Annotated in this window: 8 protein-coding genes; 7 read left to right on the top strand and 1 reads right to left on the bottom strand. The window is 41.1% G+C overall.

The features are described 5' to 3' along the window. Nucleotides 1–9 precede the first annotated feature (9 nt). Together M9189_RS07535 and murB are read left to right on the top strand one after the other, a co-directional pair. A complete protein-coding gene (locus M9189_RS07535) occupies nucleotides 10–2,379 on the top strand; it encodes a GumC family protein (protein WP_250722074.1) in 2,370 nt (789 codons plus the stop codon). Between the two features lie 27 nt (nucleotides 2,380–2,406). Then, nucleotides 2,407–3,426 (top strand): UDP-N-acetylmuramate dehydrogenase, encoded by a 1,020-nt coding sequence (gene murB / locus M9189_RS07530; protein WP_250722073.1) that lies wholly within the window; start codon nucleotides 2,407–2,409, stop codon nucleotides 3,424–3,426. A gap of 16 nt (nucleotides 3,427–3,442) precedes the next feature. Here murB and M9189_RS07525 read toward each other — a convergent pair whose 3' ends face one another. Then, on the bottom strand, nucleotides 3,443–4,789 hold the full coding sequence (locus M9189_RS07525) for an MATE family efflux transporter (protein ID WP_250722072.1): 1,347 nt from the start codon (nucleotides 4,787–4,789) through the stop codon (nucleotides 3,443–3,445). A 504-nt stretch (nucleotides 4,790–5,293) separates the two neighbouring features. Between M9189_RS07525 and M9189_RS07520 the strand changes: the two genes are divergently transcribed. The 5 genes from M9189_RS07520 to M9189_RS07500 all read left to right on the top strand — a co-directional run bounded on the left by M9189_RS07520 (nucleotide 5,294) and on the right by M9189_RS07500 (nucleotide 19,307). Then, nucleotides 5,294–5,944, top strand: a complete 651-nt coding sequence (locus M9189_RS07520; RefSeq protein WP_250722071.1) for a PQLLE family protein — start codon at nucleotides 5,294–5,296, stop codon at nucleotides 5,942–5,944. A gap of 225 nt (nucleotides 5,945–6,169) precedes the next feature. After that, nucleotides 6,170–15,517, top strand: coding sequence for an immunoglobulin domain-containing protein (locus tag M9189_RS07515; protein ID WP_250722070.1), 9,348 nt, complete (start codon nucleotides 6,170–6,172; stop codon nucleotides 15,515–15,517). Between the two features lie 84 nt (nucleotides 15,518–15,601). Continuing rightward, nucleotides 15,602–16,537, top strand: coding sequence for a PorP/SprF family type IX secretion system membrane protein (locus M9189_RS07510; protein WP_250722069.1), 936 nt, complete (start codon nucleotides 15,602–15,604; stop codon nucleotides 16,535–16,537). A gap of 17 nt (nucleotides 16,538–16,554) precedes the next feature. After that, nucleotides 16,555–18,609, top strand: a complete 2,055-nt coding sequence (locus M9189_RS07505) for an OmpA family protein (protein WP_250722068.1) — start codon at nucleotides 16,555–16,557, stop codon at nucleotides 18,607–18,609. A 65-nt stretch (nucleotides 18,610–18,674) separates the two neighbouring features. Next, nucleotides 18,675–19,307: an SPOR domain-containing protein gene (locus M9189_RS07500; protein ID WP_250722067.1), complete on the top strand. Its 633-nt coding sequence runs from the start codon at nucleotides 18,675–18,677 to the stop codon at nucleotides 19,305–19,307. Nucleotide 19,308 lies beyond the last annotated feature (1 nt).

Genomic DNA, 19,308 nt, shown 5'->3' with positions numbered 1-19,308 from the left:
CTCAAAGATATGTCCCAACCATATAACCAACAGGGTATTCCTACGGGGAAAACTATACAAGGTGACGGTTTTTCAGATATCAGAAAGATGTTTAGGCATGTTGTAGCCAACTGGTATCTGTTTGTGATTTTTGTTCCGCTGGCGCTTGGTGGAGTGTGGGTTTACCATCGCTATACTGTACCTGTTTACAAGGCATCTATAACGATGATCTTCAAAGTGGATCAGGAAAGGTCCTTGTCTCAACAGGTGCTTACTGAAGGTTTTGGACTGTCACCCGAGTTACGTAATTTCGAGAATCAGAGTTTTATTATACGTAGCCATGCCATGGTACTTAGGGCTGTCAATCGCCTGGATTTTGGTGTCGCCTATTATTCAAAGGGAAGGTTTAAGGATACGGAACTGTATGGAAGAACACCATTTGTGGTGGAATTTGATTCTCTGCATCCCCAATTGCTAAATACTGATTTCGAACTATCTGTTTTGCCGGGAGGTAAGACAGAGCTGTCTGTTAAAACAGAAGGGGGCCGGCTGCATGTTTTCCATGGAGCACAGGATGCAGGGTATTCCGGTCCTATTGATTTTTCTGCAGAGGCACGACTTGGTCAGAGAATCGAACATCCCTGTTTTTCCTTCGTGATAAAGGCAGCAGAGTCAAATGGCGGAATTGCATCAGGTAATTACTATTTCAGATTTAAGTCACATTCAGAGATAGCTTCAGAACTTCGATCCTCACTTTCGGTAAGTCCATACCGTGAGGGATCTTCAATAATATTTATTTCGGCCACCGGTGTTCAACCACAAAAACTAATTCGCTTTCTGAATACCTTTTCTGAGGAGTTGATTGAAAACAACCTGGAGAGAAAGAACGATATGGCCAATCGTTCGCTGACCTTTATTCAGCGACAACTTGAACAAGTAGCTGAGACTCTGAAAATAACCCAACAGAAATTGATGGATTTCAGGCGGAATAATCGCTATATGATGCCTTCGGATGTGTCGTCAAAGCTATCTGATGAGTTCTTCGGGATGGAGAAGCAGAAAAGGTCTCTGGAGCTTAGTCTGGCTTATTTTGACGAAATCAGAAGGAGACTGGTCAGTGGGAATCTCGAGGAAAGTGATTTTCTGTTACCTGCATTCTCGACAGAACCCGCTGCATTGATTCAGCAATTTGTTCGTGAGCACCTTACCTTGCTTAACGAGGCTCGTGTAATTGCCCAGCAAGCCGGTGAAAACAATCCATATTTGGTCGAGCTAAATCAAAAGATAGAACTATCTGGACAGTCACTTATCCTCTCAATAGATCAGCAGATGGAAAGTATTAGAATGCAGATGCGTGAGTTGAAGCAAACTGAGGCACAGCTCAATGCTGAGATAGGAAATCTACCAGAATTGGAGAGGGACTATCTGGCTATGGAACGTACTCACAAGCTCAATGACGCAATCTATACCTTCCTGCTTCAAAAGAGTTCGGAAACCCAGATTGCTAAGGCTTCTAATACTCCTGATAACGAAGTGCTTGACCCTGCCTATATTAATGGAGTTGTATCACCCAACAAGAAAAGCAACTATACCCGTGGTTTGTTGCTTGGATTTGCTATTCCAGTGTTGATTATTGGCCTTCGCGAGTTGTTTAATACCCGCATCAGATCAAGAGATGATGTGCGTTCTATGTTCAGGGAACTTCCAATTATTGGTGAGATACTCAGAAGCAAGGAGGGCAGTGACAATGTGGTTTTGAAAGCAGCAACCTCTGAAGTAACTGAGTCATTCAGATCTCTAAGGGCCAGACTTAAGTATATGATGGCAGGAAAGGATGGATGTATTATTACGGTGTCATCTACTAATACAGGTGATGGTAAGACTTTCTGTGCTGTAAACCTTGCATCTGTGTTGGCTATCTCAGGTAAGAAGACAGTACTTGTAGGCTTTGACCTGCGTAAGCCCCGTCTGTCTGAGATCTTTGGTCTAAAAAATATTTCAGGCCTTAGCTCTTATCTCATTGCTCAGAGTGAGTTGGATGAAATTACCTTTGAGACGGATGTGAAGAATCTTTATATAATACCCGGTGGACATATTCCCCCAAACCCTTCCGAGCTAATATCTTCACCCAGCACACAGACTCTATTTGAGACGCTTCGTACCAAGTACGACGTGATTATAGTGGATACTCCGCCCGTTGGATTGGTTTCTGACGGCAGACTGCTTATGGAGATGGCAGACTGCAATCTTTATATTGTCAGGGCCGGAGTTACGGATAAAGAACATTTTGCAGTTACCATGTCCAACCTGTTTGACGACAAGATCAAAGGTCTGGCCGTCGTAATGAATGACGTGCAGATTGCCGGCAGGAATTATGGATATTACTCTTCGGGCTATTAATATTTGGTCCACAAAGGATTAGCGCTGATGATACGTAGTTTTGAGAATATTTCCTTAAAGGGTCGCCATACCTTTGGTATCGACGTCAAGGCCCGATACTTGTTTGAATATGATTCAGTTTCCGACCTCAGAGAAATCCTAAAGAATCCCCTCTGTCACGAAGGGGAACTGCTCCTGATGGGTGCCGGTAGTAACCTGCTGTTTCTGTCCGATTACCATGGTGTGATACTGCATTCATGCATCTCTGGTATTGATGTTAGCGAGCAACACGACGACTACGTTATTATAAAGGTCGGAGCAGGGGTGGAGTGGGATAGTCTGGTGGAATGGTGCGTAGATAGGGGTTTTGGAGGTATTGAAAACCTTTCGCTGATTCCGGGTGATGCCGGAGCAGCACCCGTTCAAAATATTGGCGCGTATGGTGTTGAGTTTAAGGATGTATTCCACGCCTGTGAGGCAATTTCAACAGATGATGGCAGTCAGTTGCACTTTAGCTGGGAGGATTGTGAATTTGCTTACCGCGATTCAGTTTTCAAAAACCGACTAAAAAACAAGGTTATAGTAACATGGGTTTACCTTAAGCTTAGCCGTAAGCCTTCCTATACAATGGAGTATGGCAATTTGAAAGATGCTGTGGCGAGCCTTGGTGGTCCTTCATTAAGGAATATCCGTCAGGCTGTTATCAGTATCAGGCAGAGCAAGCTGCCTGATCCCGTTCAGTTTGGCAATGCCGGCAGTTTCTTTAAGAATCCGGTCGTGGATACCAAGCAGCTGGAGACAATTCGGGTGCAGTATAGCAATGTACCTTATTATAACACAGTTGAACCTGGAAAAGTTAAAATACCGGCAGGTTGGTTGATTGACAAACTGGGCTGGAAGGGTAAGTCTTTAGGAAATGCAGGTGTACACAAGGATCAAGCTCTGGTGCTGATTAACCTTGGTGGAGCGACAGGTAGTGAGGTGAAAAAGCTGGCATCTCAGATAAGTGCTGATGTAAGGCAAAAATTCAATATTGACCTCGAGCCCGAGGTCAATATGATAGGTTAAATTGTATTCCAGCAGCCTAAACTTTCAGCCTTTTGGCCTTGTATTTATATCTGATAAAAAGTTGGACACTTACCGAGAAGAGGCCAAACAGGTAACCAAACCATACACCTTGAGGACCAAATTTGAGTGCAATTCCGGCCAGATAACTGAAAGGTAATGCAATTGCGAAATACGCAATTGCCAAAAGTATCATAGGTATTCTGACGTCCTCCATTCCTCGCAGTGCTCCAAGCATATTGACCTGAAATCCATCAAATAGCTGGAACATAGCAGCGATAATCATTAGTTTTGAGGCAATTGCAATTACTGCTGGATCCTTAATAAATAATGACGGGATAAAGAATCTGAAATTATAGAATATCAAAAGGCTGCAAAACATAAACAATCCCACCATGTGAATTGACGCATAAATGGCGCGGTTCATCTCCTTTAGATTTCGCTGTCCCCTAAAATGGCTCACCTTGATAGTCGTTGCTGATGCCAATCCTGCCGATACCATATAGGTGAATCCCACAAGACTCATTACTACCTGGTGGGCAGCCAAGGCATTCGTTCCAATCCAACCCATCATGAAACTGCCAATACTGAATGCCAACATCTCCGTAATATACTGACTACCTATTGGTACTCCTATTCTCAACAGGTGCATGGACTTAATAGGTTCAAACTTGGTCAGCTTCCAGTTTTTCCTATCAGGCTTGAATAAATCCATCCTAAAAAAGAGTATGATGGCGGCAATTGACATATAGACCCTGCACAGAAGTGTAGCATATCCTGCACCTTCAACTCCAAGTTGCGGAAACCCAAGTTTTCCGAAGATTAGCAGATAGTTGAGACCTATGTTTATTACAGCTCCAGTCAAAGTGACCTGCATTGCCACACGTGTATTTCCCAGGGCCTCTGCATATTGCCTGAAGACGAAAAAGATGCTAAGCGGGATAATTGATATGCAAAGTATTATATAATAAGGTATGGCAACCTTTATAACTGCAGGATCCTGACCCATATGCGGCATTATGAAAATGCCACATAATAATATGCCTGTTATTATCACACCCGATAATGGATGCATATAGACTGCCTGCTTCAGGATAGTTGATGACTCCAACCTGTCTTTTGCCCCTATGGCTTTACCTGCAATCGGTGTGATTGCAGATATCAGGCCGATGGCAAACATCATCCCAATTACAAAGATATTATTAGCTAGTGCTACTGCAGCAAGTTCTACCGCACCCAACTGTCCCACCATCAGATTGTCTGTCAGAGCAACAATCATTTGACCTGCCTGAGACATCATTACCGGGAAGGCCAGGAATAAATTTCCCTTGTAGTGTCTTCCGTATATTCTAATCAGCTCCTTCATAAAAATCGGATGCAAAGATGCTTTTTTCTTTGCTAATACGGAAGGATAATGATTGTTTTAGATTGTCTTGGATTGGATGTTGCAGGGTTTGTGATTAAGGGGTAACGTAATTATCATATACACAACACTGTAGCACCATGTCGGAATAAAAAATTTCTCTTCGGCAATTAATTTGTTCATTCTGCTATTCCCATTTTAAATCTGTATTAAGTAATTACTAGTCTATATTCAATATTGACTATCTAGCTTAAATTTTTGTATGTTATTATAAATTGAAACAATTATATATTTGAATTATGATTCTATAGACAAAATTTTGGTTATATATGAAATGTAGATTATATGAGGTCATAAATTTGAATATATGAAAAACAAATAATGAAAAATTATTCAATACAATCAAAATATAAGTATTAGAAAAAAAATTATACATTTCTGAAACAATATTTGATTTTTATAGTAATATTTGCATAATTTGAATAACAAATTCCTGAATACTGTATAATGACGGTGCATTTTTCAAAATTGTCGTTTAGTGAGTATATCGACAGAGTCAATTCTCTGATCGGGTTTTCTTTTAGCAATGCAGAGATTCTGTCAGCCACTGCCAGATTTGGTTTTGATGAAAGTCGACTAAAGAAGGGGGAGAAGGTGCTGGCCTCAGTTAGGGAGCTTGATCAGAAGCAGGAAGCAGTTATAAAGGAGAAAGTAGATGCTCATCAGGAAAGACGCAAACTGCATACTGCAGTCAGGAAGGACTATATGAAGTATTTGCAGATAGCCAGAATTGCTTTTGATAAGGAAGGTCAAATAGCTAAAGCTTTACAGCTTGATGGTCCCAGAGAGGTAAATCTGGATGCATGGATTGATCAGGTTACTTTATTTTGTAGCAGATTACTGGGAGAGAAGGAGTGGATGACCAGACTTTCTGAATTTGGTATTTCCTCAAAGAATATTGAAGATCTTTTAAAGAGAGTTGACAGTTTACGATCATTGGCAGCCAGATGTGAGATGCTAAAGGATGGTGCTAAAAGCGAGACGGCGCGTAAGAGAGCTAAACTCAAGGAGTTACAACGATGGGTCAGCGATTATCTTAAGATAGCCAGAATAGCCCTGGAGGACAAGCCTGAGTTGTATAAGGAAATGCTTAAATAACCTTGTTCTTTTAACTGAAGGTTGTTGATAACTATTGAATACACAGTTTGTAACATATTTTAAGTAATGGCGTAAACATCAGGTAGTTCATTCTATATGATCTTAGTCCGGGAATCGGGCCCGGATACTTATTTCCAGGCAAAAAAGCCTTGAAAGCTTATGAATTAAACTATTTTTGCAAAATTAGATTGAGCTGTTCGAATATAGCACCCTAATACTTAGGTTATGGTTAGAACACATACACTTAGAATATTTATAGTCTTTCTTCTGGCTTTTCTTCCTTTCAGAAGCTTTATTCAGGATACATATGCCCAGGAATGGTCTAAACGTGAGATTATTGAGCATATTGAGCAAAGGTTGATGGAGCAAGGTGCAGTTCTCAAAGGGGGAGAAGGAACCATCTTAGATCTGCCTGAGGACATATGTTCAGATGCTAACTATATTGATCTTGTTCCTCCTGTTATACCAGATGATGCTTTCTCAATAGAATGGGATATTACTACATATGTTGGAGGTGAAGAGTTTCATCCGGAATGGGCTGATTATGTTGGAACTGGTAAAGACAGAGTGTTGAGGTTTTACCCTGATCGTGTTACTGAACCTTATTTTAGTTCTGAGATATTTTTTACTTACGTTATTAGGGCTTCATATATCCCATATCCGATAGTGGGCTCTGGTTATGATTTTGCCTTTGTACATAAGACACCAACGGTCTTTGATTTCGGGTCGGATATTGAGATATGTAACGGCGCAAGCACTACTTTGACACTAAATGGTAGTGAAGCAGGTATGAAGTACCAGCTTTATCGTGACGGAGTGCCGATTGGCTTTGCTATTACAGGAATAGGAAATCCTATTACTTTTAATGTAACAGTTTCTGGTCTGTACACAGTTGAAGCTTCAAATCCTGGGGGTGATGGAATCTGTGTTAAACCCATGAATGGATCTGCCAATGTTGTTGTAAATCCGATTCCTGTCCCTACCCCGTCAAGCGATAAAACTTCCTACTGTGAAGGTGATCCTATACAGCTAATAGGTGGACCTGCAGGAATGGCCTCATATACATGGGAATATCCTGATGGAACTATTGTAAATCAACAGAATCCTATTATTCCTGCTGCAGTCAGAGCGTTACATCACGGTACATATAAACTTACAGTTAGAAGTGCTGATGGTTGTGAAGCTAGTGCAAACTATAGTATCGCAGTTAATACTAATCCAACAGCTATATTACCAGACGACTTCGAAGTCTGTGCTGATGATCTTCTTAATTTTTCTGTAACAGTAACTGGTGGAACCGGCCCTTATACTTATGCTTGGACTAAAGACGGCAATCCTATTGCAGCTAGTACAGCTACAATAAACATTCCTGCTGCATCTGTTTCCGATGCAGGTCTTTATGAAGTTGTCGTTACTGATGCCAATGGTTGTGGTACTTCAACTGCTGCAATAAATATTACTGTAAATCCTCGTCCAAGCGCTACTGTTTCAAATAATGGACCGGTATGCGTTAGCGGTTCTCTACAACTTACAGCATCTGATGTTACTGGTACTGCTCCATTTACTTATTCATGGACTGGTCCTAATGGCATTACTTCTAATGTCCAAAACCCTGTCATCAACCCTGTAACGCTTTTACATGCCGGAGATTACACTCTTACTGTCTCCGATGCTAATGGTTGTTCAAGCACACAACTTACTACTACTGTTGTCGTCAATTCTCTTCCAACTCCAAGCCTAATAGGCGCAGCTTCTTTCTGTTATGGAGCTACAGAAGTTTACACAGCAGGTGGTGGAGTCAACTATACCTTCACGTTGTACCAGGGTGCTGCTATAGTAGATGGACCGGTAAGTGTAGTAGGTAATACCTATACCACAAGTGCAACACTACCAGCGGGAGACTACACTCTTAACGTATTGGTAGTTGATGCAAATGGCTGTGAAGCAGAGGCAGATTATTCATTCACAGTATATCCGACACCGGCTGCTACAATAGCATTTGATCCAGCAGTTATCTGTGAAGGAGGAAGTTCCAATCTGATAATTACCCTGACAACAGGCACACCAGCATGGTCAGCTCTATTTAATAATGGTACTGAAGATATTAACACAGGTAGTGTTGCAGGAACAGTTTACACTCTGCCTGTTACGGCCACAACAGATTTAAGCTACACATTGAAGAGTATAAGTGATGCCAACTGTTCAGCAACGATCGATGCACCAGCCACACTTACAGTAAATGAGCAACCTACAGTAACAGTCAACAGCAGTAATCCTCCGACCAATCAGGTTTGTGTTGGCAACGATCTTACTCTGACAGCTACAGGTGCAGGAGGAAGTGGTAATTATGTTTACAGTTGGTCAAAGGATGGAGAAACTATAACAGGTGCCACGGGAGCGACATATACAATAACAAATGCTCAAAGTACCGATGCCGGTACCTACAGTGTAGTTGTAATAGATACTGAAGGTGGTGTATCATGCGTAAGTGATCCTGCTGAAATAGATGTAGTTGTAACCGAAGCTACAGCTACCCTTATTGGCGCAGCTTCTTTCTGTTATGGAGCTACAGAAGATTACACAGCAGGTGGTGGAGTCAACTATACCTTCACGTTGTACCAGGGTGCTGCTATAGTAGATGGACCGGTAAGTGTAGTAGGTAATACCTATACCACAAGTGCAACACTACCAGCGGGAGACTACACTCTTAACGTATTGGTAGTTGATGCAAATGGCTGTGAAGCAGAGGCAGATTATTCATTCACAGTATATCCGACACCGGCTGCTACAATAGCATTTGATCCAGCAGTTATCTGTGAAGGAGGAAGTTCCAATCTGATAATTACCCTGACAACAGGCACACCAGCATGGTCAGCTCTATTTAATAATGGTACTGAAGATATTAACACAGGTAGTGTTGCAGGAACAGTTTACACTCTGCCTGTTACGGCCACAACAGATTTAAGCTACACATTGAAGAGTATAAGTGATGCCAACTGTTCAGCAACGATCGATGCACCAGCCACACTTACAGTAAATGAGCAACCTACAGTAACAGTCAACAGCAGTAATCCTCCGACCAATCAGGTTTGTGTTGGCAACGATCTTACTCTGACAGCTACAGGTGCAGGAGGAAGTGGTAATTATGTTTACAGTTGGTCAAAGGATGGAGAAACTATAACAGGTGCCACGGGAGCGACATATACAATAACAAATGCTCAAAGTACCGATGCCGGTACCTACAGTGTAGTTGTAATAGATACTGAAGGTGGTGTATCATGCGTAAGTGATCCTGCTGAAATAGATGTAGTTGTAACCGAAGCTACAGCTACCCTTATTGGCGCAGCTTCTTTCTGTTATGGAGCTACAGAAGATTACACAGCAGGTGGTGGAGTCAACTATACCTTCACGTTGTACCAGGGTGCTGCTATAGTAGATGGACCGGTAAGTGTAGTAGGTAATACCTATACCACAAGTGCAACACTACCAGCGGGAGACTACACTCTTAACGTATTGGTAGTTGATGCAAATGGCTGTGAAGCAGAGGCAGATTATTCATTCACAGTATATCCGACACCGGCTGCTACAATAGCATTTGATCCAGCAGTTATCTGTGAAGGAGGAAGTTCCAATCTGATAATTACCCTGACAACAGGCACACCAGCATGGTCAGCTCTATTTAATAATGGTACTGAAGATATTAACACAGGTAGTGTTGCAGGAACAGTTTACACTCTGCCTGTTACGGCCACAACAGATTTAAGCTACACATTGAAGAGTATAAGTGATGCCAACTGTTCAGCAACGATCGATGCACCAGCCACACTTACAGTAAATGAGCAACCTACAGTAACAGTCAACAGCAGTAATCCTCCGACCAATCAGGTTTGTGTTGGCAACGATCTTACTCTGACAGCTACAGGTGCAGGAGGAAGCGGTAATTATGTTTACAGTTGGTCAAAGGATGGAGAAACTATAACAGGTGCCACGGGAGCGACATATACAATAACAAATGCTCAAAGTACCGATGCCGGTACCTACAGTGTAGTTGTAATAGATACTGAAGGTGGTGTATCATGTGTAAGTGATCCTGCTGAAATAGATGTAGTTGTAACCGAAGCTACAGCTACCCTTATTGGCGCCACAGAAGTGTGTGAAGGAACTGTAGAAACCTATCAGGCAACAGGTGGCGAGTCTTACTCTTTTGAATTGTTTAGTCTTCCAACCAACACCTTGATTGATACAAAGGCTGGTGTTGAGGATACATATGAGATACCTGCAACACTAACAGTTGGTTGGTATAGAATAGACGTAACTGTAGTAGATGCAAATGGTTGTGAAGATACAGAAAGTCTTGAGCTTGAGGTAAAAACCACACCAAGTGCTGACTTAACCTTTAGCTCCGAGAATATTTGTGAAGGTGAAGAGATTACTGTAACTGCAACACCCGGATATACCAGGTATGTATTTATGGTAAATGGTAACGTTGTCCAGGATGGCGCTGAAAACACTTATGTTTCAGCTCTATTTGAAGAAGGAGATATAGTTAAGGCTGCTATTACCCTTGGTTCATGTATTGTTGAAAGTGCAGAGACAACTATTACTGTACGTGAATTGCCTGTTGTAGAGCTTAGTAGTGACAAGACTGACAATGTGGTTTGTCTTGGTGAAGAAATAGTCTTCACTGCAACTGGTACAGCAACAAGCTATGCTTTCTACATTAATGACATTTCTGGTACTCCGGTTCAAGGTCCTGATGCTGCAAATACATATTCCTCAAGTGACTTGAACTCTGGAGATATAATAATCGTAGTAGGAGAGGGTGCTAATGGTTGTAGCTCTACTGCACAACTTGCTGTAACTGTAAATACACCAGTTGCCACATTAACAGCCAATAAAGAAGAGCTTTGTGTAAATGAGACTCTTGTACTTACAGCAAACAATGGTGCTCAGTATGAGTTCTTCCGTAACGGTGTATCATTAGGACTTTCTACAGTTAATCCTCTGGAGATTACCGATCCTCAGGATGCAGATGAATTCTATGTAGTTGTGATCAATGAATTTGGATGTGAAGCTATATCTTCAACGTTGACTATTTCTGTTAATCCAGTTCCGACAGTAGTACTTGATTCTGACAAAGACGAGATATGTAAGGGTGAGTTAGTTACATTCGAGGCAACTGGTACAGGTCTGGTAAACTACACATTCTACCGTATCAGAGGTGGTGAGGAAACCCAACTCCAAAGCGGTGCTGATAATCAACTTTCTGCATCTGACTTTGAAGATGGTGACCGTGTATATGTAGTTGTCAGTGATGGCAATATGTGTAACAATGCTTCATCTGAAATTACTATTACTGTTCATGAGTTGCCAATTGCTACTATCATTGTATTACCATCAAATCAAATTGGGGAAGGTGATGATGTTACAGTGGTTGCTGGTGGAGGAGATGAATACTTGTATCTGGTAAACGGGCTACCATGGGATGGGGATATAAATGGATGGACAACAGATACTTCAATTGAACTTACAGGTTTGACAGATGGGGATAAGCTGTCTGTGATAGCCAGGAATGCTTTTGGATGTACTGATGAGAGCGATGATGTTGTTATAACAACCGTTCCATATCCAAATGCTTTTGAAGTTCTTCCTGAGTATTCAGAATACTGCTCTGACGTTCCAGGAGTAAGATTATATCTTTCCACTTATGAAGATATTGGTGTAGTTTACGAATTGTATGATGTAAATGAGCTAGCTACTCCATTTAAAGGAATGGGTGATGGCAGTGTAGAAAATGGACAATTTGGTTGGAACGATATTCCTGAAGGTGAATATATTGTCAAGGCATTCAAGAATCTAGGAGGCAATACTCTTACTATAGAATCTGATAATTCGGCAGTTGTGGTAAGGAACCTCGTACCTGCAGTGTTTGATATGAATCCTGCAGGAACAACGGAAGATTGTCCTATTGATATAACAGTCACCAATACAGAAATTGATGTAACATACTATCTGTTGCTGAATGGTTCGGTATTTAGTGAGCCGCAATATGGTACTGGTGCCTCATATCACTTTGGCAGTGTTAATACTACAGGTGATTATACTATAATGGCAGTAAATGCAGCTGGTTGTACCTCCATAATGAATGGAGTACTGACAGTTGAGACAGTACCTTTCTCAGGTGAATATCTGTTGACTTCTGATCCTATCAGTGGCGAATATTGTGAAGATGGCGATGGTGTTGTTCTTACTCTTGACGGATCAACTGTGGGAATTAACTATGAACTATACCTTTATGATGTTCAAACCGGAACCATAATGACTGGAACTGGTGAGCAACTGGTATTCCCTGCAGTATTCGATGAAGGAATTTACAGAGTTGTGGCATCAGAAGGTACTGGTTGCGGAATGACAATGCAAGGTGAGGTTACTGTTGTAATTAACCAGCTCCCACAAGCATTTGCTCTTGAGGCTGATAATGATGGATATTTCTGTACAGAGACTGACGGTGTTGAAATTAGGATGACAGGACAAGAAGCAGGTGTTGAATATCAACTGTTCTTCAATGGTGCAGCTGTAAGTCCAAAGATTATTGGAGGTGATAATCCTGTATTGCCGTTATCTTTTGGCAAGTACGATGAGGCCGGAGAATATATAGTTATCGGTGCCAGTGGTGCAGGATGTGAGACTGAAATAGGAAAGATTACTATACATATTGATGATACTCCTGAGGTATTCACATTTACGGGTGATGTAGGTTTCTGCGAGGGATCAAATCCGGAATTTACATTATCAGGGTCGGAGGCCGGTGTAGAGTATGAGCTTTACCTGGATGGAACGCCTTTGGGAATTACAGTGATGGGTACCGGAGCACCTATTGCCTTTACAGGTACTATTGAGGGTGAATACTCAGTATGGGCTTCACTTATAACTGACCATAATGTCTGTAAGGTTAAAATGGATGGTAACATTAGTGTTACTGAAAAACCATTGCCTGATGTAACTGGCGTTACTATTGAGGTTGAAGCAGGTACAGGAACAGATTGCTCAAGTGGATTAGTGATCAATGTTAATGATCCTCAATTTGGAGTTATTTACGAACTCTATCGTATAAATACTGCTGGTGATCATGTATCTACTGGTAATGTGGTTAGTGCAGAAAATGGCGAGGCTTCGATCAGCTTTCAACCTGTAGTTGATAAGGATGCTACATACTTCGTATATGCAAACCTTGACGGATGTCAGGCTGTATTTGCCGGATCAATTGATGTTGATGTTCCAGGTGCTATAGCTAGATATAGCATTCTTGGTGACTCCGATCTTTGTGAAGGAGATGGAGGTGCTACTATCTATCTTGATCATAGTGATGTAGGTGTTACCTATACCTTGATTAATACAACTACAGGTCTGGCACATCCAGGTAAGCTTGGTACTGATAGTGCTTTGGTTTGGACCAACCTGATTGATGAAGGTGAATATATTATTGAGGCTGAAAATAAAACCGAAGCCTGCAGGCAAACTATGCTTGGAGAATTTAACCTTATGTTCCATAAACTGCCTGAGTCCTATACACTGGTTGCTTCTCATAATGTATTCTGTGCCGGAAGTAATGTTGAAATAAGCCTGAAGACAACTGAAGCTGGTGTAAGCTATAGCTTGTTCAGAAGTAACACACCTGATGGTCCAAAAGCTTTTGTTGCTACTAAGATTGGAGATGGTGGAGAACTTGTGTTTACCGGCATTGCAACTGAAGGTTCTTTCAGTGTTATTGCAACAAGTCCAGAAGGCTGTACTTCTAGCATGAATGAGATACTGCATATTACTGAGAACAGTGTGATAGATGCTGGTAGCGTGACTATTGCACATACTGCTGAGTTCTGTTCAGAAGATGGAACTGAACTGGTAATCTCTAATACTCAGCAGGATGTAATATACACTCTCATCCGTGAGGGAGCAGTTATTGATAGTCGTATTTCTGCTGCTGATGGGGCCTCAATAGAGTTTACAGGTATTAAGGCCGGAATATATGCAGTAGTTGCATCTTATGATGGTGCCTGTGAGGTAGTAGTCGAACCTGCTTATGAGGTTGAAGCTACATGGATTACACCTGTTAAACCAGTAATTACCACATATAACTCATATTGTCAGTATGATGCAGTAGTTGCCATTGAGACTAGTGAGACTGGTGTAAACTATTATCTGGTTGAGTATGGTGATTTGACTGATGGATTAGCGGGAACTGACACTATTTCAGGCACTGGCGAAGCTATAGAATGGGATCTGTCATTATTGCCACTTGGAAGTACTTTCTTCACAGTTGTTGCTGTCAGTGACGAAGGACAGTGTAAAGCAATGTCTGCTTTGTTTGAAATCAACCTTAATGAATGTGAGCAACCTGTAGGCAAATATTTTATTGATATAGATGCTCTTGAATACTGCTCTGATGGTGATGGTATTATTCTCACTGTACATGGTACTACTGACGGTGTCTATTATGAGCTGGTTGAAGTAGGCAATGAGGATGTTCCTATTCAGATAATAAAGGGTAACGGAGGATCAGTTGCTTTCGGTAATCCTATAAAGGGAACGAAGAGAGGTACAAGATATACAATAACAGTTATGGGATCCAACGAACACTTTGCAATTGATGGTGGTGAGTTTACTGTTGTTGAAAATTCTGCTCCAAATCAGTATATGATTAGCAGTGGTGGTCCTGTAAATGTTCATGAAATAACACTGTCTGGCTCAGATGAAGGCGTATGGTATTTCATAATGCGCAACGGACAGATTGATTTCGACAGGACTCCGCTTGTAGGAGATGGTAATTTACTAAACTTTGGTCCTGTAAATAATCCGGGTGATTACCATGTGTTGGCTGTTAGTCCTGCAGGTTGTGAAGCCCTTATGGATGGAACAGCTGTGATCTACCAATCACAGCTGGTTGCAGTGGCCGATACTCTATACCTGGGTCCTGGTGATCTTGTAGGTGTTATTGACCTTGGATTAAATGACGCTGATTACTTCTTACCTGGACTCGATATTACCGGGGAAACAGGAAATATAAGGTTTAGTCTGGTCGATGAAGAAGGTATAGTAGATGCGGATATTAATGAGATTACTGGATTTTTGACTTACCGCAAGTTACCTAGCTTCTATGGTAAGGATTCTCTTACCTATGTGATTGAGAATGTCGATGTCGTTGGTCGCATGGCAACCGGAAAGATAATAGTGATGGTTGGTAATAAAGACTTTGACGAAGAACGTTCATTCCTGCTTCCCAATGCATTCTCACCCAATGGAGACGGTATAAATGACAGGTTTGTAATAAGTGGACTAGGAGTCACTGCAGAGTCATCACTTGAAGTATACAACAGATGGGGTACTATAGTCTATCGTAGTAATGGCAAGCAGTATGATAATAGCTGGGATGGACGCTCAAATGTTGGTGCCATGGTATCAATAGGCAAGGAATTGCCCAATGGAGTTTACTTCTACATATTCAAAGTATCCAAGAATATTGAAGGTAAGCTTGAAGAGCGAACCTACACAGGTTACGTTGAACTGAGACGTTAATGTAAGGTGAAATTGATTGAGAATACAAAAAAACCTGATATACGGAGGTGTGTAGCACCTCCGGTGTTAGCTAGACCCTATGTTATGGTAAGAAAAATTTTAGTTTCCATAGGTGCTTTACTATTGATCGGTGGGCAGTGTTTGTTTGGACAGGATCAGTACCGGTTCAATCACTATATTGCTAACCAGGGGTTACTTAACCCTGCCTATAATGGAACACGGGATGTAATAAGTGGCCTTTTGATACATAGAAGCCAGTGGATTGGTTTTGATGGTGCTCCTATGAATCAGGCACTTAATGTACATGGTGCCATTGAGGATACTGATGTAGGTCTGGGACTTTCGATTGTAAATGATCATGTTGGGTTTTCCAATACCCTTGACCTATTTGCTGCCGGGTCATATAAGATTAGACTTGACAGGGATGAGAAATTCCTTTCATTTGGGTTACAGGCTGGTTTTAGTTCATTAGTATATGATGGAACTAAGGCTGTAACTGGTGAATATAGTGATCCGGTGTTTGAGGGTAAAGAGTCAAAGCTGAACTTCAATTTTGGTTTTGGTACATATTTGTATTCGGATATGTATTTTGTGGGCTTTTCTATACCGAAGTTCTTTACAAATCAGTTTGATGAAGGGTCTGAGGGGTTTAAGAATACAATTGATTTCAAGAATATGCATATGTACCTGTATGGAGGTTATATCTTTGACTGGTATCCTGTTAAGGTAAAACCTACTTTACTCATGAAACAGGTATATGGTGCTCCTATGCAGTTTGATGCATCTGTGAATGTTCTGCTTGCAGAACAGTTCTGGATCGGAATGTCGTACCGTACTGTTTCAGAGGCTGTATTGCTGCTTGAATATATTATAAACAGACAGTTTACAGTTAGGTATTCTTTCGATTACTCATTCTCTCCGATAAGTCGATATGCTAAGGCCGGTTCACATGAAATTGGCCTGCAGTTTGATTTTACATTCAATAAGCGACCCGGAATGCGATCAATTCGTTATTTTTAATCTAAAAAAAGGATCTCATGAGACTAGCCTTACACTTACTACTACTGTTCACTCTATTGATTGCCCCGATGAATCTTTCGGGACAAAGTGCTTTGCGTCGCGCAATTAGTCAGTTTGAACGTGGTGAGTATTATGAAGCGCTTCAATATTACAAATCATTAATGGATAATGATTATAAGTTTGACGTAGAGGATAGGATCAGGATAGCTCATTGTTATTATCAACTTAATAACATTGATGAAGCCCTCACCATCTTCCTGGAACTTGAGGAGGAGGGCCATCAGTTGTCTGGCTATGATTTGTTTGTATATGCAGCAGTTGTTCACCGATTTGGATTCTATGATGGTGCGATTGAGCGTTACCAGCGTGCACGACCTCAAAATCCGGGTTTGCAATCGCAGATTGATGAGTTGATAGCTTCCTGCGAATGGGCTTTGGAAAATGACGTATATCTAACAAATGTACGTGTTAACCCGTCCAGTATTAACACATACGGACAATCCTTCGGTGTTCAGTACTATGGTGATGGTATTGTTTATTCCTCTGCTTCTTCTGCCGATTCCAAGAATAAGGATAAGCAAGGAAAGAGCTTCCTTAGTTTGTACTATTCTGAGATGGCAAATGACCAGATAACAAGTACTAAGTTATTCTCTAAAAACCTGTTGTTTCCATATCACATTGGAGCAATTTCCTTTACATCTGACTACAAGACAATGTATTATACAAAGACAGTCAGAATTAAAGGAGGAGATTCAAGGGTTAAGATATATTCTGTTGTGTGGGATGGTAAGGATTGGATAAATGAAAGGGAGGTGCCTTTCAACTCTGATGATTTTGATAATGCTTATCCGGCAGTTTCTCCGGATGATAAGTACTTATATTTTTCATCCAACAGACCTAATGGATACGGACGTACTGATATTTGGAGGGTGGAACGTAAACCAAACAGAACCTATGGTTCACCAAGCAACCTTGGACCCAGGGTTAATACCTTTGGGGATGAGCGTTATCCTTTTATAAGCAAAGACAATGTTTTGTATTTTGCAAGCGATGGTCACCCGGGTTTTGGTGGATTGGACCTGTTTAAAGCTACTTTTGAAGGTGGAATTTGGAGTAATGTCCAAAATATGCTTAGACCGTTCAACTCTGAAAAGGATGATTTTGGGTATGTTATAAATCCCAAAGATCCACAAAAGGGTTTTATCTCAACAAACAGGCTTGGTGCCGAAGGTGAAGACTATATCTTCTATGTTCAATACCTTGATGAGGAACCCCAGGTTGTTGTACCTGAACCGGAACCTGAACCAGAGGTTGTTGAAGTAGAAGTGGTTGAACCGGTCCAAAAGCCAGATCCCGTTATAGAAGTTGTTGAGACAAAGCCTGTTGTAGAAGAGCCGAAAATAGATTTGTCTATTTTCCCGTCTTCTCTTGCAGGTCAGGTGATTAGTACATTCAATGGCACAGCTCTTGGTGATGTAAATATTGTCCTTGCTGATGCATTTACTGGTACTGTTGTGGGAAGAGCTACTAGTTCTGGAAATGGTCGTTTTTCTATTACTATCCCTGACTCATACAGAAGGGAAGGGCAGGAATTTGAAATATCCATGAGTAAACCAGATTATAACACCAGGAAGTTTACTGCTAATATCATGGATCTGAATGAAATTGCCGCTACCGGATTCAGTCTTACTCCAATATTCAAGGAGGCTGATCTTAATGAATTGAGCGGAATTGTAATTCCATATGTGGGAGATGATATTACACCGGATGGTTACAATATACTTGACAGGGTTGCAGCATATTTGCTGGATAATCCAAATGTGGTAATTAAGCTTAACGGCCATACTGATGCCAGAGGTGACAGACTGAATAATCTTAATATTTCTCAAAGGATTGCTGAAAAGGCTGAAGAATACCTGTTGAAGAAGTCTGTTCCAGATGAAAACATCATTCCACGTGGTTATGGTGAGCGTTACATCCTGAACAAATGCCGTAGAGGTAAGTTGTGCTCAGATGAGGAACATCTTGAAAACAGAAGGGTAGAGGTTGTGGTATGGCGCTTTTTGAATTAGTGCATACATCCCTATTTAATTAAATTGTTAGTTTTAATCAAGGCAATTACTAAAATCGATTAACGATGAAGCTAAGAGAACTCTTGATATTAACTCTTTCAGTTCTGTATCTTGCTCCGGTGCATGCAGACAAATTGGCACACCTGAGGAGTTCACGGCAAATTATTACCGTGGATCAGATAAGTGCTCCATATTATACAATTCAGGTAGTTGCCTTAAAGGAACCACCGCAAAATGCGGAGTTTTTTGCAGAACTTAATGAAGTATATGAGTATAATTGTAATGACGGCTTTGTACGTTATACAGTGGGTCGCTATGCTTCATTTGGTGATGCTCTTGATGATCTAAATATTCTTAAAGCCAAGGGTTATCAGGATGCTTTCATTCTTAACACCCGCAAGATATCAATTGTCAACACCTCTGGTTCATCGTTTACTGTTGACAAGAACCAGGCTCCAGTGGCCGGTAAAAGATATACAATTCAGATTGCTGCTTTCAGATTTCCTGTATATGTATCCGAGTTTAAGGAATTTGATTCCGTTGTGGAGTACTATATGGCAGATAAAATCTACAGATATTGTGTGGGAGACTATGACGGTTCTGAAGTTATGGCAGAATTATTGAAGGTACGAGAAAGGGGATATCAGAATGCATTTCTGGTTCCCATTGAAAAATATGCTCCATATAGGATAGAATAAA

Origin of the sequence: Xiashengella succiniciproducens, from assembly GCF_023674465.1 — a bacterium.
Lineage (GTDB): Bacteria > Bacteroidota > Bacteroidia > Bacteroidales > Marinilabiliaceae > Geofilum > Geofilum succiniciproducens.
This window is presented reverse-complemented; position numbering and strand designations above follow the sequence as displayed.